Genomic DNA, 15,821 nt, shown 5'->3' with positions numbered 1-15,821 from the left:
TCGTCCAGCGTCTGAACCCGCCCTGGCATCCTGGCCGTTGCCTCCGGCCCCGCTCACTTGCTCCGCGCGTGATACGACCGTCGAGTGTGCTCCGTGTGCTCCCGCATCAGTGCCGTCGCCCGCTGTTCGTCCCGGGCCGAGATCGCCGCGATCAGGGCCCGGTGTTCGATCCACGACTCGTGGCCGCGCTGGCGGGCGATCGGGGTGTAGTACCAGCGGACCCGGCGGTCGACCTGGGCGGCCAGTTCGGCGAGGACCGTGTTGCCCGCCAGTTCCATCACCTTCGCGTGGAAGCGGGCGTTCATCGCGACGGCGCCGTCCACGTCGTCCGCGGCGACAGCCTTCTCGCCCTCGGCGCACAGCTCTTCGAGGACCTTGATGCCGGTGCTGCCCGCGTTGGCGGCGGCGAGGCGGGCGGCCTCGGCCTCCAACAGGGTGCGGACGGTGAGGAGTTGGTCGGCCTCCTCCTCCGTCGGCTCGTGCACGAACGCGCCCTGGGCGGGCCGCAGATCGACCCAGCCCTCGGTGTTCAGCCGCTGCAACGCCTCCCGCACCGGCTGTCGCGAGACGCCGAGATGCCCGGCGAGTTCGCTCTCGACCAGGTGCTGGCCGGGCTGGAGGGCGCGCGTGGTGATCAGTTCGAGGAGCGCCTCGTAGACGCGGTCACGCAAGGGGCCGGGCCGTTCGAGCTTGGGCACCGCGCCTTGCGGCAGTCCTGTCGACAACATCGGTCCGTCCCCCTCCTGGGCAGCGCGGGGCAACTGCAGCCGGAAAGCCAGTATGAATTGTCTTTCGTCTACAGTCTACGGCGCACAGCGGCCAGGGAGTTCGGGCGTCGACTGCGTCACATCCGCGAGAACTTCCAGGTCAGGGGCAGCGGACGACCTGACCGGCATACGACAGGTTTCCGCCGAAGCCGAACAGCAGGACCGGGTCGCCGGTGCTGAGCGCGCCCTGTTCGACCAGCTTCGAGAAAGCGAGCGGGATGCTGGCCGCCGAGGTGTTCCCGGACTCCACTACGTCCCGGGCGACGACGGCGTTCACCGCGCCGATCTTCTCGGCGAGCGGTTCGATGATCCGCAGGTTGGCCTGGTGGAGGACGACTCCGGCCAGTTCCTCGGGCGCGAGCCCGGCCTTCTCGCAGGCCTTGCGGGCGATCGCGGGCAGCTGGGTGGTGGCCCAGCGGTAGACGCTCTGCCCCTCCTGCGCGAACCGGGCGGGCTGGCCCTCGATCCGCACGGCGTGCCCCATCTCGGGCACCGAGCCCCACAGCACCGGCCCGATGGCGGCCTCCTCGCCCGGCCCGCACGCCTCGACCACAGCGGCGCCCGCGCCGTCGCCGACGAGCACGCAGGTGGTGCGGTCGGTCCAGTCGGTGACCTCGGACATCTTGTCGGCGCCGATGACCAGGGCCCGCGTCGCGGCACCCGCACGGACCGCGTGGTCGGCGGTGGCGAGGGCGTGGGTGAATCCCGCGCACACGACGTTGACGTCCATCGCGGCCGGCGAGGGGATGCCGAGCCGGGCGGAGACGCGCGCGGCCATGTTGGGCGAGCGGTCCACGGCGGTGGACGTGGCGACCAGGACGAGGTCGATGTCGGCGGGCGAGAGCCCGGCGCCGGCGAGCGCCTTGGCGGCGGCGTGCGCGGCCAGCTCGTCGACGGGCTCGTCGGGACCGGCGATGTGTCGTGTGCGGATGCCCACCCGGGACGTGATCCACTCGTCGCTGGTGTCCACCATGCCCGCGAGTTCCTTGTTGGTGAGTACCTTCGCGGGCTGGTAGTGACCGACGGCGGCGATGCGCGTGCCGTTCATCTCGGTGGTCCCCTCGTTGTCGCCTTGAGTTGCGGGATCCTCCAGTCTGGGGAGTGACTCACCGGTACGACGGCAGCCAAGGCGACAGGATTCGGGCGCCCCTGTTGTCGGCTTCTGTCAGCCGCATGGCCTAGAGCCGGACGCCCGAACCCCTCCCGAACAATCACCCGGTGAGCGGGGCACTCACTTGGTGAACAATTGTGTCGCTTTCTGTACGAGTTCGTACAGTCCGTACACGAGCGGCGCCCCCACCCACAGCCAGGCGAAGGCGATCAGCGGGCGCCGGTCAGGCGGACTCTGACTGCTGTCGTTCGACATCGACGGTCTCCTCCCTCGGGGCGGGGATGTGGTGGCGGGCGTCGACGGGCCGGACGAGTTCGTTGGCGACGAAACCGACGACCAGCAGGCCGATCATGATGATGAAGGACAGCCCGTACAGGGCGGAGCCGTGCTTGCCGGCGTCCTCCTGCCGGTCGGCGATCCAGTTCACGATCAGCGGTCCGAGGACACCGGCCAGGGACCAGGCGGTGAGCAGCCGTCCGTGGATCGCGCCGACCTGGTAGGAGCCGAAGAGGTCCTTGAGGTAGGCCGGGATGGTCGCGAAACCGCCGCCGTAGAAGGACAGGATCACCAGGGCGCACAGGATGAACAGCGGCTTGGAGGAGTCGCCGAACAGCGCGATCAGCGCGTACATCACGGCGCCGGCGCCCAGGTAGACGCGGTAGATGTTCTTGCGCCCGATCAGGTCGGAGGTCGACGACCACCCGATGCGGCCCGCCATGTTGGCCGCGGACAGCAGCGCGACGAAGCCGGCGGCAGCGGACACGGAGACCGGGGTGGAGGTGTCCGCGAAGAAGTCCGTGATCATCGGGGCGGCCTTCTCCAGGATGCCGATGCCCGCGGTCACGTTCATGCAGAGCACCACCCACAGGCACCAGAACTGCGGGGTGCGTACGGCGTTGCGGGCGGAGACCTGCGGCCCCTGGAGGGCGCTCGGCGCACCCTCGACGGGCTTCTCGGTGCGCGGGACCCGCACAAGGAGCACCCCGAGCGACATGAACACGGCGTACACCAGACCGTGCACGAGGAACGCCTGCGCGATCCCGGAGCTGTCGCTGCCGAAGGACTCCAGCATCTGTGTGGACCACGGCGAGGCGATGAGCGCGCCGCCGCCGAAGCCCATGATCGCGATGCCGGTGGCCATGCCGGGCCGGTCCGGGAACCACTTGATGAGGGTGGAGACGGGCGAGATGTAGCCGATGCCGAGGCCGATGCCGCCGACGAAGCCGTAGCCGAGGACGATCAGCCAGTACTGCTCGGTGGCCGCGCCGAGCGCGGAGATCAGGAAGCCAGACGAGAAGCAGACCAGGGCGACGGTCATCGCCCAGCGCGGTCCGTTGCGCTCCACGAACGTGCCGCCGAACGCGGCCGACAGACCCAGCATGACGATGGCGAGCTGGAAGGGCAGCGCGCTCTGCGTGCCGCTCAGCCCGAGCGAGGATTCGAGCGGTGGCTTGAACACGCTCCAGGCGTAGGCCTGGCCGATGGAGAGATGGACGGAGAGAGCGGCGGGGGGAACGAGCCACCGGCTCCAGCCGGCGGGTGCGACGGGGGGACTCATGATCCCGGACGGTAAGCAGTACGGCGGTAGTTGAAAAGCCGCGCGTCGACCGTATGCGGTGAGCGGTATGCGACACGCGACGAACGGTCGTACCGGCAGCCGGTGTCCAAGGCTCGGTCAGGTCGTGCGCGAACCCTTGCCGCCCCAAGTCCCATACTGTAGACAATATTCCGTCGACAGACATCAAAAGTTCCTCGGTACCCTCGACCGAACGGAGCTCCCCCGTCATGAAAGTCGCAGTTCTCGGCGCCGGTGCGATCGGCGCCTACGTCGGTGCCGCGCTCCACCGCGCCGGCGCCGACGTCCATCTCGTCGCCCGTGGACCGCACTTGGCGGCCATGAGGCAGCACGGAGTACGAGTGCTCAGCCCGCGCGGCGACTTCACCGCGCACGCGCACGCCACCGACGACCCGGCCGAGATCGGCCCGGTCGACTATGTGTTCCTGGGCCTGAAGGCCAACTCGTACGCGGCGTGCGGGCCGCTGATCGAGCCACTGCTGCACGACACCACGGCGGTGATAGCCGCCCAGAACGGCATCCCCTGGTGGTACTTCCACCGACACGGCGGCCCCTACGACGGCCACCGCGTCGAGAGCGTGGACCCGGCCGGCGCGGTCAGTGCGGTGCTCGCGCCCGAGCGGGCCATCGGCTGCGTGGTGTACGCGGCCACCGAACTCGAAGGGCCGGGAGTCGTACGGCACTTGGAAGGCACCCGGTTCTCCGTCGGCGAGCCCGATCGCAGCGTCTCGACGCGCTGCACGGTGTTCGGCGAGGCCATGGTGGCCGGCGGCCTGAAGTGCCCGGTGGAGCCGGACCTGCGCAACGACATCTGGCTCAAGCTGCTCGGCAACATCTCCTTCAACCCGATCAGCGCGCTGTCCCGTGCCACCATGCGGCAGATGTGTCTGCACGGCGGCACCCGCAAGGTCATCGAGACCATGATGGCCGAGACGCTCGCCGTCGCCGAGGCGCTGGGCTGCGAGGTCGGCGTCTCCATCGAACGCCGGCTCGCGGGCGCCGAGAAGGTCGGCGACCACCGCACCTCCACGCTCCAGGACCTGGAGCGCGGCAAGCCGCTCGAACTCGACGTGCTGCTCGCGGCCGTCGTCGAGCTGGCGGAGATCACCGGCATGGAGGTGCCCACCCTGCGCACCGTGCACGCCATCTCGGACCTGCTCGCGCTCAGGAGCGCGGCATGAGGAGCCAGGAGCGCCCCATGAGGAGCGTCGTATGAGGAAGCGGCAGCCGAAGACCTACACCCGCCTCACGCACCCGCTCGTGCGGGACTCCCGTGACGAGCCCTTCCGGCAGGCGAGTTGGGAGGAGGCCCTGGACCGGGCGGCCCGAGGACTCGCCCGCAACCGTGACGCGTTCGGCATGTTCTCCTGCGCCCGCGCGACCAACGAGATGAACTACGTGGCCCAGAAGTTCGCCCGCGTGGTCATGGGCACCAACAACGTCGACTCCTGCAACCGGACGTGTCACGCCCCGAGTGTGGCGGGCCTGACGGCCGCGTTCGGCTCCGGCGGCGGGACCTCCTCGTACGAGGAGATCGAGCACACCGACGTCATCGTGATGTGGGGCTCCAACGCGCGCTTCGCGCACCCGATCTTCTTCCAGCACGTCCTGAAGGGGATCAGGAACGGCGCCCGGATGTACGCCGTCGACCCTCGCCGCACCTCCACCGCCGAGTGGGCGGAGAGCTGGCTCGGTCTCAACGTCGGCACGGACATCCCGATGGCCCACGCGATCGGCCGCGAGATCATCCACGCCGGCCTGGCCAACGAGGCCTTCATCGAGCGGGCGACCAGCGGCTTCGAGGAGTACAAGGCGCTCGTCGAGCCGTGGACGCTGTCCCTCGCCGAGAAGGTGACCGGCGTACCGGCCGCCGCCATAAGGGAGTTGGCGCACGCCTACGCCCGCGCCGAGCGCGCCCAGCTGTGCTGGACCCTCGGCATCACCGAGCACCACAACGGCACCGACAACGTCCGCGCGCTCATCAACCTCTCCCTGCTGACCGGCCATGTGGGCCGCTACGGCAGCGGGTTGCAGCCCCTGCGCGGACAGAACAACGTCCAGGGCGGCGGCGACATGGGCGCGATCCCCAACCGCCTGCCCGGCTTCCAGGACATCCTCGACCCGGAATCCCGCCTCAAGTTCGAGTCGGCCTGGGACACCGTCATCCAGCCGCACTACGGGCTGAACCTCACCGAGATGTTCGAGGCGATGGAGGAGGGCACGCTCAAGGCCGTCTACTGCATCGGCGAGAACCCGGCGCAGTCGGAGGCCGACAGCGAGCAGGCGGTACGGCGGATGCGGGAGCTGGACTTCCTCGTCGTACAGGACATCTTCCTGACGAAGACGGCCGAGCTGGCGGACGTGATCCTGCCCGCCACCGCCGGCTGGGCGGAGACCGACGGCACAACGACCAACAGTGAGCGGCGGGTTCAGCGGGTCCGGCGTGCGGTCACCCCGCCCGGCGAGGCCCGCGAGGACATCGACATCCTCTGCGAGCTGGCGGCGCGCCTGGGCCACGACTGGAAGTACGCCGACGCCGAGGCCGTCTGGAACGAGCTGCGCTCGGTGTCCCCGGACCACTACGGGATGACGTACGAGCGGCTGGCCGAGCACCAGGGCATCCAGTGGCCGTGCCCGAGCACCGAGGACATCGAACCGACCTATCTGCACGGCCGGTTGTGGGAATCGGACCCGGCCGAACGAGGGCGGCTCGCGCCCTTCGGGATCGTGCTGCACGACCCGCCGGTCGACCTCACGGACGAGCGGTACCCGATCCGGCTGACCACCGGGCGGCGCCTGGACTCCTACAACACCGGTGTGCAGAGCGGCAGTTTCGCCTCCCCGCTGCGGCGCGGCGAGTACATCGAGCTGTGCCCGGAGGACGCCGAGCGCTACGGGGTCGTGGTCGGCGAGGAGGTCCAGGTGTCCTCGCGGCGCGGTTCGGTGCGGGCGCCCGTGTGGGTGGACACCGCGCTGCGGCCGGGGCTCGCCTTCATGACCATGCACTTTCCCGACGAGGTGGACACCAACCAGCTGACGATCGAGGCCAATTGCCCGATCGCGGGGACGGCGGAGTTCAAGGCCTCGGCGATCCGGATCGAGAAGCTTCCCGTGGCGACGATCGTGAGGTGACGTAAGTGGACCTGCACTTCGGTGACAGCAAACCGACGGACGACGAACGGGCGGCCGTGGAAGCCCTGTTGGGCCCTCCCGAGTCCTCCTGGGAGGGCGCGGCCCGCGATGAGATGCGCGTCGCGGACCTGCGCTGGGCCCGTGGCGGGCGCGCCGCCCGGGACCGCCGCGACCTGCTGCTGCCGGGGCTGCACGCGATCAACGACCGGATCGGCTGGATCAGCGACGGCGCCCTCGACTACCTCTGCCGCCGGCTCACGGTGCCGCCGGCGGAGGCGTACGGGGTCGCCACGTTCTACGCCATGTTCTCCGTCAAGCCCCGTCCGGCCACCGTCCTGCACGTCTGCACGGACCTCGCCTGCGCGGCGGCCGGGGCCGCGGACCTGTGCGCGGGGATCGAGTCCCGCCTCGGCCCCGGCAGCGGCGTCCACGTAGAGCGCAGCCCCTGCCTGGGCCTGTGCGAGCGGGCCCCGGCCGCCCTCGCGGTCAAGGCGGGCGACCCGGTGCGTACGGCGGTCTCGGCGCCGGCGACCGTCCACGAGGCCGTGCTCGCCGCGAGCGCTCCGGACTCGGCGCGCGAGGAGCCGTCGGCCCAGCTGGCGGTGCCGCAGGCCTCGGCTCCTGAAGAGAAACTGATCCTGCTGCGCCGCATCGGTGTCGTGGACCCGTCGAGCCTCGACGACTACCGCGCCCACGGCGGCTACACTGCCCTGCGCCGGGCCTTCGAGCTGGGTCCGGCCGGGGTCATCCGCGAGGTCACCGACTCCGGCCTGGTCGGGCGGGGCGGCGCCGCCTTCCCCACCGGCCGCAAATGGCAGGCCACGGCGTCGCAGCCCGACCACCCCCACTACCTGGTGTGCAACGCGGACGAATCCGAGCCGGGCACCTTCAAGGACCGCGTCCTCATGGAGGGCGACCCCTACGCGCTCGTCGAGTCGATGACCATCGCGGCGTACGCGACCGGCGCCCACCGGGGCTTCCTGTATCTGCGCGGCGAGTACCCGCGCGCCCTGCGCCGCCTGGAGCACGCGATCACGCAGGCACGCGCGCGCGGCTTCCTCGGCGATGACATCCTCGGTCAGGGCTACGCCTTCGACATCGAGATCCGGCGCGGTGCAGGCGCCTACATCTGCGGCGAGGAGACCGCCCTGTTCAACTCCATCGAGGGCTACCGGGGCGAGCCGCGCGCCAAGCCGCCCTTCCCGGTGGAGAAGGGCCTGTTCGGCAAGCCGACGGTCGAGAACAACGTGGAGACGCTGGTCAACGTACTGCCGATCCTGACCATGGGCGCACCGGCGTACGCGGCGATCGGCACCGAACGGTCCACCGGGCCCAAGCTGTTCTGTGTCTCCGGGAGCGTGGAGCGGCCGGGCGTCTACGAACTCCCCTTCGGCGCCACGCTCGGTGAGCTGCTGACGAAGGCCGGCGTGCGCGACGGGCTGCGGGCGGTGCTGCTCGGCGGCGCGGCCGGCGGCTTCGTACGACCGGACGAACTCGACATCCCGCTCACCTTCGAAGGCACCCGGGAGGCGGGGACGACGCTCGGCTCGGGAGTCGTCATGGCCTTCGACGACACGGTCCCGCTGCCCCGACTGCTGCTCCGCATCGCCGAGTTCTTCCGCGACGAGTCGTGCGGGCAGTGTGTGCCGTGCCGGGTCGGGACCGTGCGGCAGGAGGAGGCGCTGCACCGGATCGCCGAGCGCACGGGCGCGGCCGCCGCCGATGACATCGCCCTGTTGCGAGAGGTCGGCCGCGCGATGCGGGACGCCTCGATCTGCGGTCTGGGACAGACCGCGTGGAACGCCGTGGAATCCGCCATCGACCGTCTGGGGGCGTACGAATGACCGTGACACCGCTGGGGATTCCCCGCCGGCTGCTGGAGTTCACGATCGACGGGGAGAGCGTCCGGGCACCCGAGGGCGCGACGATCCTCGACGCCTGCCGGGCCGCGGGCAAGGACGTGCCGACCCTCTGCCAGGGCGACACGCTCACCCCGAAGAACGCCTGCCGGGTCTGTGTCGTCGAGGTCGAGGGCTCCCGGACCCTGGTCCCGGCCTGCTCGCGCAGGGCCGAGCCGGGCATGGAGGTCCGCACGGACACCGAACGCGCCCGGCACAGCCGCAAGATCGTCCTGGAGCTGCTGGCCTCCTCGGTCGACCTGTCGACCACCCCGCAGGTCGCCGGGTGGATCAAGGAGTACGAGGCGAAACCGGACCGCTTCGGCCCGGACGCGGCCCGTCTCGCCGAGGAGCCGAGGGTCGACAACGATCTGTACGTGCGCGACTACGACAAGTGCATCCTCTGTTACAAGTGCGTGGACGCGTGCGGCGACCAGTGGCAGAACACCTTCGCGATCTCCGTCGCCGGGCGCGGTTTCGACGCCCGGATCGCGGTCGAGCACGACGCCCCGCTGACCGACTCCGCGTGCGTGTACTGCGGCAACTGCATCGAGGTGTGCCCGACGGGCGCGCTGTCGTTCAAGTCGGAGTTCGACATGCGGGCGGCGGGTACGTGGAACGAGTCCGAGCAGACCGAGACGACCACCGTGTGCGCGTACTGCGGAGTGGGCTGCAACCTCACACTCCATGTGCAGGACAATGAGATCGTGAAGGTCACCTCGCCGCACGACAACCCGGTGACCCACGGCAACCTCTGCATCAAGGGCCGTTTCGGCTACCAGCACGTACAGAACCGGGACTGAGGCACGACATGGGACGAGTCACGGAACGACGCAAGGTGATCCGCATCCGGGACGGGGCGGTCTCCACCCGACCGGACACGCTGGTCGCGGAGGAGCCGCTGGAGATCCGGCTGAACGGCAAACCGCTCGCGATCACCATGCGCACCCCGGGCGACGACTTCGCGCTGGCCGCGGGCTTCCTGGTCAGCGAGGGCGTCCTCGCCGAGCAGAGCGACCTGCAGAACATCGTGTACTGCGCGGGCGCGACCGTCGACGGCTCGAACTCGTACAACGTGGTGGACGTGCGGACGGCCCCCGGTGTACGGATCCCGGACATCACGCTGGAACGGAACGTCTATACGACCTCGTCGTGCGGCCTGTGCGGCAAGGCGAGCCTCGACGCGGTGCGGACGACGGCCCGCTGGCCGATCGCCGACACTCCCCCGGTCCGGGTGGAGCCCGACCTGCTCGCGAGCCTCCCCGACCGGCTCCGCGCGGCCCAGCGGGTCTTCGACCGGACCGGGGGGCTGCACGCGGCGGCCCTGTTCACCGAGGACGGTGAGCTGGTCGACATCCGGGAGGACGTGGGCCGGCACAACGCGGTCGACAAGCTGGTCGGCCGCGCCCTCCAGCAGGGGAACCTGCCGCTGTCCCGGACGCTCCTTCTGGTGTCGGGGCGGGCTTCCTTCGAGCTGGCGCAGAAGGCGGTCATGGCCGGGATACCGGTCCTGGCGGCGGTTTCGGCGCCGTCCTCGCTGGCGGTGGATCTGGCGGCGGAGACCGGTCTGACCCTGGTGGGCTTCCTGCGGGGCAGCTCCATGAACGTGTACGCGGGCGAGCACCGCATCGCCCTGCGGACCGCGGCCGCCCAGGCGTGACCGGCTCTCCGCGACACGGCGGCGGGGCCCCGACCGGCGGGGAGCGCCCCCTGCGCCGCAGGGGCCCCGTCTCAGACGTTCGCGACCTGCGCGAACGCCGAGATCAGCGGTGACCGGCGGGACGCGTCCCAGGCGAGGATCACCTCGTCGGGCTCCGCGTCCGCGACCGGCACATAGGTGATGTCGGGCCGTGAGTACTGCTCGGCGACCGACACCGGGACCAGGGTGATGCCCCGGCCCGCCACCACACGCTCGAACTTCTCCTCGATCGTGCGGATCGGCACCTGGTCGGGACCGGCGTCGACGTAACGCAGCCGGGGCTCGTCCGCGAGGTCGGCCGTGAACAGTTCCTGCTTGCCGGCCAGCCGGTGATCGGCGGGGAGCATCGCCACCCGTGCCTCGGTGAACAGCGGCAGCAGTTTCAGTCCCCGCTCCCGGATCGGCCGGCGCAGATAGGCTAGGTCGACGGTGCCGTCGAGGATCAGGTCCTCCTGGTCGTCCCACTCGACCCGGCGGGCCTCGACGGCGACATCGGGGTGCGCGGCACCGAAGGCACGTACGGCGTGCGATACGACGACACCCGCCCGGAAGCCGACGACGAACCGGCGCGGTCCGCGCGCGGCCCGGTGGGTCCGGCGGCGAGCGGCCTCGGCGACGGCGAGCAACGCTCGTGCGTCTTCCAGGAGTTGGCGTCCGGCTCCGGTCAACATGACGCCGTGGCTGTCGCGTTCGAAGAGCGTGGCGTCCAAGTCCTTCTCCAGCGCCCGGATCTGCCGGCTCAGCACCGGCTGCGCGATGTGCAGCCCGTCGGCGGCCCGACCGAAGTGCAGCTGCTCGGCCACCGCCACGAAGTAGCGGACCTTGCGCAGGTCGAGATCCATGCCGCCCGCCCTTTCCCTCGGCGATGCCTCCAGGGTATCGCCACAGCTGAAAGAGGTCTTGGACGGCGGGACCCGGTCGGCCACAGGCTGGACGACGTCAGGACGTCAGGAGTCCTGACACCACGGAAGGAACACGTCATGAGCGTGCAGGGACAGCGGATCGTCGTCATCGGGGGTACGGGAGGGATCGGGCTGGCGGTCGCGGAGGCCGCCGTCCAGGAGGGCGCGGACGTGGTCGTCGCCTCGCGCCGGCAGGAGAGCGTGGACGCGGCGCTGAAGCGGCTGCCCGGCGGTGCCGAGGGACACGTCCTGGACGCGGCCGACGAGGACTCCGTACGCGGCTTCTTCGCGCGGGTCGGCGCCTTCGACCACCTCGTCTACACGGCCGGCGAGTCCATTCTCATGGGGAGTCTCGCCGAGTCGGACCTGGGGCGGGCCCGGCGCTTCCTGGACACGCGGCTGTGGGGCGCGTACACGGCGGTCAAGCACGGCGCCCCGTCGATCCGTCCGGGCGGCTCCGTCGTCCTGACGACGGGTACGGCCGGGCAGCGTCCGATGCCGGGCACGACCGTCGCGGCGAGCCTGTGCGGGGCGATGGAGTCGCTCACCCGGGCCCTGGCCCTGGAGCTGGCCCCGGTCCGCGTCAACGTGGTCTCCCCCGGCGTGGTCCGCACCGAGCTGTGGCGGGACCTGGCCCAGGAGGACCGCGAGGGGCTGTACGCGTCCACTGCCGCGTCGCTCCCGGTCGGCCGGGTGGGCGAGCCCGCGGACATCGCCGAGGCGTACCTGTACCTGATGCGCGGCGGGTACAGCACCGGCTCGGTCGTCACGGTGGACGGCGGCGGGACGCTGGTCTGAGTCGCCGTCCGCGCTCCGGGGGGGGCTCAGGCCACGAACCGCACCTCCGCCGCCGTGACCACGGTCCCCAGGCGCGGGAAGTCCAGCCGTACGGACGCGTCGTGCTCGGGGCCGGTCAGCGCGGCCATGGCGTCCTCGACGAAGACGAGGTCGTAGCCGAGGTCTCCGGCGGCGCGGGCGGTGGACTCGACACCGAGGTTGGTGGCGATACCGCCGAACACCAGTGTGCGGACGCCGCGTTCATGGAGGCGGTCGTGCAGGTCGGTGCTCTGGAAGCCGCCGATGGTCCGCTTCACGACCTCGATGTCGCCGTCCTGGGCGAGCCCCGCCACCAGTTCGCTGCCGGCCGGCTGTTCGGCGACGCCGGGCCGCTCGACCCGGATCAGCACGACGGGTGCGCCGGCCGCTCGGAAGGCGGTCGTCAACTCCTCGGCGGCGTGCAGGACTTCGGTGCCTTTGCGGGGCTCCAGGGGCAGCGCGACGATCCGGTCCATCAGATCGACGAGCACGAGGGCGCTGCGCGCGGGGTCGAGCGCTAGGGGTGCGGTCATGACGGAACGTTATCCGTCGTCAGCCGTCCGTACCGGAAATCCGGATCAACAGGTCCATGAACTGGTCGCGTTCGGCGGCCGAGAGCGGGGCGAGCAGCTCGTCGTTGGCCGCGCGGGCGGCCCGCTCGCAGCGCTCCAGGAGCCAGGCGCCCTGCACGGTGAGGGACACCGCGTTCTTGCGCCGGTCCTTGGGATCGGGCTCGCGCACGATGTGGCCCGCGGCCTGGAGGTCGTTGAGGACGCCGACCAGGTCCTTGGGGTCGAGACCCACACCGCGGCCGAGGTCGGCCTGGGCCACGGGGGCGAGGTCGCGGACGGCGGAGAGCACGACGTGGTGCCACATCTTCAGCCCCTCGGCGGCCAGCGCCCGGGCCACCAGGGTCCGCCCGTGGGCGGCCGCACGGCCGAGCAGCCAGCTGGGCAGGGAGCGGATGGCGACGAGGGGCGCTTCGGGCATGGGGACAGGGTAGCGAGAAGTCGTTGGACTTCCCAATGAATCATGTCTACCGTTGGGGCTCCCAACGAAACCGTGGGGAGCCCCAACGATCCCCACGCCACTGTCGACACCCGCGACACCCGCGACACCCGGAGGTGCGATGCGCCGCATCCGCTACGAGTCCACCGGCGGCCCCCTGTTCCTGGAGGACGCCCCCGTCCCCGAACCGAGCCCCGGTGAACTCCTCGTCCGCTGCGAGGCGATCGGTGTCACGCTCCCGGTCATCCGCAAGGTCACCGAGGCCGCCGAACCGATCCCGCTGGGCGGCGAGATCGCGGGCGAGGTCGTGGCGGTGGGCGCCGGCGTCAACCGCTTCGGCGCCGGCGACCGGGTCACGGGCCTGTGCTTCGGGCACGGCTACGCCGACTTCGCGCTCCTGCACGAGGCGATGGCCTCCCCGATCCCGGAGACCGCCTCCGCCGTCGACGCGGTCGCCCTCGTCCGCAGCGGCCTGGTCGCTCTCGGCGCCCTCGCCGCCGCGCACCCCGAGCCGGGCGAGTCGGCCCTGGTCACGGCCGCGGCGAGCGGAGTCGGTCACCTCGCCGTACAGCTGGCCCGAGTTCGGGGCGCGACCCGGGTGGTGGCCGCCGTGTCCGACCCGGCCAAAACCGCCTTCGTGCGCTCGCTCGGCGTGGACGAGGTGATCGCCTACGCCGACGAGAGCTGGGGCGAACCCGTCGACTACGCCCTCGACGCGGTGGGCGGCGAGCTGCTCACCCCGGCGGTCGGCGCCCTGGCCCCCGGCGGGCGACTGGTGGCGTACAGCTCGGGCGGCGGCACGATCCAGGCGTACGACCTGCTCGTGGGCGCCAAGTCCGTGATCGGCTTCCAGATGGCGCGGATCGCGCGCGGGCGGCCGGAGTTGTACGAACGGTGGCGGCGCGAGCTGTGGGCGCTGTTCGCGGCGGGGGCGCTACGGCCCGCCGTGCACGGGGAGTTCGCGTTGGCGGACGCGGCGCGGGCGCATGCGGTGATCGAGTCGCGGGGGAATCTGGGGAAGGTCGTGCTGCGCACCTAGTACGGAAGTGGGCGGCCCGGCGCGGCAGCGGGCGGGGGCCGGTCTCACCGGCCCCCGCCCTTTCTCGCCCTCCCTGACGGTCAGTTCGTCTACTGCATGCGCCGGCGCCACCACGCCAGACCCAGGCCGATCAGCAGGATCCCCGCCGCGCCCGCGCCCGCCGACGCGGCGATCAGGCCGGTGTTGGGCGTGCCGTCCGTGGAGCCGGCCGGCTCCAGGCTGTCGCCCAGCTGGTTGCGGACGTCATTGCCACCGGTCGTGCCCTTGGCGAGCGGACCTCGCGAACCCGAGACGGGCTGGGCCAGGTAGGGGAAGGAGTCACCGACCTTCTGGTCGTCGGCGTCGACCGCGTCCCCCAAGTCGTTCTTGGCGCCCACCAGTTCGCCCTCGACGACCTGGAGCGAGATGTCCACGACGTCGTCGGTGAGCCGACGCCCGTTCGGGAAGCCCGCGTTGTCGCCGTCGAGCACACCGAGCCGCTTCGGGTTCGCGGTCGGCTTGATCGAGGTGTTCAGGCGCAGCATCTCCGCCGGCCGCACGTTCGGCGGCTGGTTGAGGCCCTTGACGCCTTTGAGGAAGACGTCGACGAGATCGTTGCGCGGTTCCGCGGGCGCCTTGATCTTGTAGATGGCCTCCAGGAGCTTCGGCAGCTCCGGATTGGTGACGTTCTTCAGGAACTGGCCGTCGTTCCACGGCGAGTCCGCGTTGAACCTGTCCTTGTCCTTCAGCGGATTGACGACCTCGTTGACCAGCGGGTTGCCCAGCCGTGAGACCTGCTCGTAGGAGCCCTGGGCGTTCTTGCGCTGGGTGGTCGACCAGATGCCCACGACCGGCTGCTGCTTCGACTGGGTGATCATGTCGGTGGGCAGTTGCAGGGCGACCGAGTTGACGTTGTAGCCCTTGAGGGTGTTGTTGCCGACCTCGGAGAGGTTCCCGCCGTACAGCAGGTCGAAGACGCGCAGGTCCAGGAAGAACGGGTCGTCCGCCTGGCCGGCGAACGTCTGGCCCCCACCGGCGAGTTGACGGACGGCCTGGCCGCGCAGCGTGCCGTAGTCCGGCATCGACGCCTTGCCGACGTTCGACGGAGCCACCGGTATGTCGTCGGCGAGCTTCTTCTTCGAGACGACCTGCTGGTTGTGCAGGTTGAGCAACTCGATGTCGTAGGTCTGCGTGACGTTCAGGTCCGGGTCGTCCAGGCTGGTGACCGGGCCGGTGTTGTAGAGGAACGTCTTCTTGTTCTTCGTGTGGGTCCTGAAGGTGTAGCGCAGCAGCAGTTCGCCCTGCGCGTCACCGTTGTTGTCGATGTGGATGTCGTACTGGGCGTCGTCCGCGAACGTGTAGAAGTTCGGGCCGCCCGAGGGGTCCTCGAACGGGATCCAGTTCGCGATGATCGTCGTCGTCTTCGGGCTGTCGGGACTCACGAACGCGTACACGTCCGTGTTGTCGTACCGGGGGTTTCCCGCGATCAGCGGGGCCTCCCGGTGACTGGAGGCGGAGGCCGCCCCCGGTTCCAGCGTGGCCACACCGGCGGCTGCGAGTCCCCCGGCGGCCAGCGCACCCGCTATGAGGGTGGCGAGGCCCCTGCGCCCCGCACCGCTCCTTGAGTTAGGTGTCATTCCGTCCGTCCTCCATGCCAACTTCCCTGACGCTGGAGGATTCGGAACGGCCGCCCGTGCGGATTGGTGACTATCGACCGATCTGACGGATCTTTCAGTTGATCAACCGGGTTGCGGTGAACCGTGTTGTCTCACGCCTCCGCAGCGGAAATCTGCATCTATGCGTCACCTCCGACACCCCCTCACCACCCGTCCGACGTAGTCCGTACCCCCGGCACACCCGTCCGGCACATGGCTCGTTACCTCTGTTGAGTTCA

General features: G+C 70.6%; 14 protein-coding genes. 7 read left to right on the top strand and 7 right to left on the bottom strand.

Features of this window, described 5'->3' with window-relative positions; translation table 11 throughout:
- Positions 1-53: 53 nt before the first annotated feature.
- From ACIP6U_RS43760 to ACIP6U_RS43750, 3 genes are all read right to left on the bottom strand, one after another.
- A complete protein-coding gene (locus tag ACIP6U_RS43760) occupies positions 54-728 on the bottom strand; it encodes a GntR family transcriptional regulator (RefSeq protein WP_401728619.1) in 675 nt (224 codons plus the stop codon).
- A gap of 139 nt (positions 729-867) precedes the next feature.
- Complete coding sequence (locus ACIP6U_RS43755; RefSeq protein ID WP_401728618.1) at positions 868-1,815, bottom strand: beta-ketoacyl-ACP synthase III; 948 nt, start codon at positions 1,813-1,815, stop codon at positions 868-870.
- A 286-nt stretch (positions 1,816-2,101) separates the two neighbouring features.
- On the bottom strand, positions 2,102-3,436 hold the full coding sequence (locus ACIP6U_RS43750) for an OFA family MFS transporter (RefSeq protein ID WP_401728616.1): 1,335 nt from the start codon (positions 3,434-3,436) through the stop codon (positions 2,102-2,104).
- A 227-nt stretch (positions 3,437-3,663) separates the two neighbouring features.
- Between ACIP6U_RS43750 and ACIP6U_RS43745 the strand changes: the two genes are divergently transcribed.
- From ACIP6U_RS43745 to fdhD, 5 genes are read left to right on the top strand one after another with little or no spacing between them, the layout of a single operon-like run.
- Entirely contained in the window at positions 3,664-4,635 is a 972-nt protein-coding gene (locus ACIP6U_RS43745) for a 2-dehydropantoate 2-reductase (protein ID WP_401728615.1), read from the top strand.
- A gap of 31 nt (positions 4,636-4,666) precedes the next feature.
- Positions 4,667-6,586: a molybdopterin oxidoreductase family protein gene (locus tag ACIP6U_RS43740; RefSeq protein WP_401728613.1), complete on the top strand. Its 1,920-nt coding sequence runs from the start codon at positions 4,667-4,669 to the stop codon at positions 6,584-6,586.
- Positions 6,587-6,591: 5 nt separating this feature from the next.
- Positions 6,592-8,430 (top strand): NAD(P)H-dependent oxidoreductase subunit E, encoded by a 1,839-nt coding sequence (locus ACIP6U_RS43735; RefSeq protein WP_401728612.1) that lies wholly within the window; start codon positions 6,592-6,594, stop codon positions 8,428-8,430.
- Positions 8,427-9,287: a 2Fe-2S iron-sulfur cluster-binding protein gene (locus ACIP6U_RS43730; RefSeq protein ID WP_401728611.1), complete on the top strand. Its 861-nt coding sequence runs from the start codon at positions 8,427-8,429 to the stop codon at positions 9,285-9,287. Before ACIP6U_RS43735 ends, ACIP6U_RS43730 begins: the two co-directional genes overlap by 4 nt.
- Positions 9,288-9,295: 8 nt before the next feature.
- Positions 9,296-10,144: a formate dehydrogenase accessory sulfurtransferase FdhD gene (gene fdhD / locus ACIP6U_RS43725; protein ID WP_401728609.1), complete on the top strand. Its 849-nt coding sequence runs from the start codon at positions 9,296-9,298 to the stop codon at positions 10,142-10,144.
- A 71-nt stretch (positions 10,145-10,215) separates the two neighbouring features.
- Here the strand turns inward: fdhD and ACIP6U_RS43720 are convergent, their stop codons facing one another.
- A complete protein-coding gene (locus ACIP6U_RS43720) occupies positions 10,216-11,025 on the bottom strand; it encodes a LysR family transcriptional regulator (RefSeq protein ID WP_401728608.1) in 810 nt (269 codons plus the stop codon).
- Positions 11,026-11,163: 138 nt separating this feature from the next.
- Here ACIP6U_RS43720 and ACIP6U_RS43715 point away from each other — a divergent pair, with 138 nt between their 5' ends.
- Positions 11,164-11,883 carry an SDR family oxidoreductase gene (locus tag ACIP6U_RS43715; RefSeq protein ID WP_401728607.1) on the top strand — a complete coding sequence of 240 codons (720 nt, stop codon included), beginning with the start codon at positions 11,164-11,166 and terminating at the stop codon, positions 11,881-11,883.
- Positions 11,884-11,909: 26 nt separating this feature from the next.
- On the opposite strand, the gene ACIP6U_RS43710 is transcribed toward ACIP6U_RS43715, so the two are convergent.
- The gene (locus tag ACIP6U_RS43710) at positions 11,910-12,434 is read right to left on the bottom strand and encodes an isochorismatase family protein (RefSeq protein WP_401728606.1); all 525 of its coding nucleotides are present in this window, start codon (positions 12,432-12,434) and stop codon (positions 11,910-11,912) included.
- 19 nt (positions 12,435-12,453) lie between these two features.
- The gene (locus tag ACIP6U_RS43705; RefSeq protein WP_401728605.1) at positions 12,454-12,891 is read right to left on the bottom strand and encodes a MarR family winged helix-turn-helix transcriptional regulator; all 438 of its coding nucleotides are present in this window, start codon (positions 12,889-12,891) and stop codon (positions 12,454-12,456) included.
- Positions 12,892-13,030: 139 nt separating this feature from the next.
- Between ACIP6U_RS43705 and ACIP6U_RS43700 the strand changes: the two genes are divergently transcribed.
- Positions 13,031-13,948 (top strand): zinc-binding alcohol dehydrogenase family protein, encoded by a 918-nt coding sequence (locus tag ACIP6U_RS43700; RefSeq protein ID WP_401728603.1) that lies wholly within the window; start codon positions 13,031-13,033, stop codon positions 13,946-13,948.
- An 89-nt stretch (positions 13,949-14,037) separates the two neighbouring features.
- Here ACIP6U_RS43700 and ACIP6U_RS43695 read toward each other — a convergent pair whose 3' ends face one another.
- Positions 14,038-15,564 (bottom strand): DUF4331 domain-containing protein, encoded by a 1,527-nt coding sequence (locus tag ACIP6U_RS43695; RefSeq protein WP_401728602.1) that lies wholly within the window; start codon positions 15,562-15,564, stop codon positions 14,038-14,040.
- Between the last annotated feature and the right edge of the window lie 257 nt (positions 15,565-15,821).

Source organism: Streptomyces sp. NPDC088794, assembly GCF_044750545.1.
Taxonomy (GTDB): domain Bacteria; phylum Actinomycetota; class Actinomycetes; order Streptomycetales; family Streptomycetaceae; genus Streptomyces.
This window is presented reverse-complemented; position numbering and strand designations above follow the sequence as displayed.

What these genes read in the sequence shown, in the direction of transcription:
- ACIP6U_RS43760 (WP_401728619.1), bottom strand. Translation starts at nt 728, where the DNA reads ATGTTGTCGACAGGACTGCCGCAAGGCGCGGTGCCCAAGCTCGAACGG.
- ACIP6U_RS43755 (WP_401728618.1), bottom strand. Translation starts at nt 1,815, where the DNA reads ATGAACGGCACGCGCATCGCCGCCGTCGGTCACTACCAGCCCGCGAAG.
- ACIP6U_RS43750 (WP_401728616.1), bottom strand. Translation starts at nt 3,436, where the DNA reads ATGAGTCCCCCCGTCGCACCCGCCGGCTGGAGCCGGTGGCTCGTTCCC.
- ACIP6U_RS43745 (WP_401728615.1), top strand. Translation starts at nt 3,664, where the DNA reads ATGAAAGTCGCAGTTCTCGGCGCCGGTGCGATCGGCGCCTACGTCGGT.
- ACIP6U_RS43740 (WP_401728613.1), top strand. Translation starts at nt 4,667, where the DNA reads ATGAGGAAGCGGCAGCCGAAGACCTACACCCGCCTCACGCACCCGCTC.
- ACIP6U_RS43730 (WP_401728611.1), top strand. Translation starts at nt 8,427, where the DNA reads ATGACCGTGACACCGCTGGGGATTCCCCGCCGGCTGCTGGAGTTCACG.
- fdhD (WP_401728609.1), top strand. Translation starts at nt 9,296, where the DNA reads ATGGGACGAGTCACGGAACGACGCAAGGTGATCCGCATCCGGGACGGG.
- ACIP6U_RS43720 (WP_401728608.1), bottom strand. Translation starts at nt 11,025, where the DNA reads ATGGATCTCGACCTGCGCAAGGTCCGCTACTTCGTGGCGGTGGCCGAG.
- ACIP6U_RS43715 (WP_401728607.1), top strand. Translation starts at nt 11,164, where the DNA reads ATGAGCGTGCAGGGACAGCGGATCGTCGTCATCGGGGGTACGGGAGGG.
- ACIP6U_RS43710 (WP_401728606.1), bottom strand. Translation starts at nt 12,434, where the DNA reads ATGACCGCACCCCTAGCGCTCGACCCCGCGCGCAGCGCCCTCGTGCTC.
- ACIP6U_RS43705 (WP_401728605.1), bottom strand. Translation starts at nt 12,891, where the DNA reads ATGCCCGAAGCGCCCCTCGTCGCCATCCGCTCCCTGCCCAGCTGGCTG.
- ACIP6U_RS43700 (WP_401728603.1), top strand. Translation starts at nt 13,031, where the DNA reads ATGCGCCGCATCCGCTACGAGTCCACCGGCGGCCCCCTGTTCCTGGAG.
- ACIP6U_RS43695 (WP_401728602.1), bottom strand. Translation starts at nt 15,564, where the DNA reads ATGACACCTAACTCAAGGAGCGGTGCGGGGCGCAGGGGCCTCGCCACC.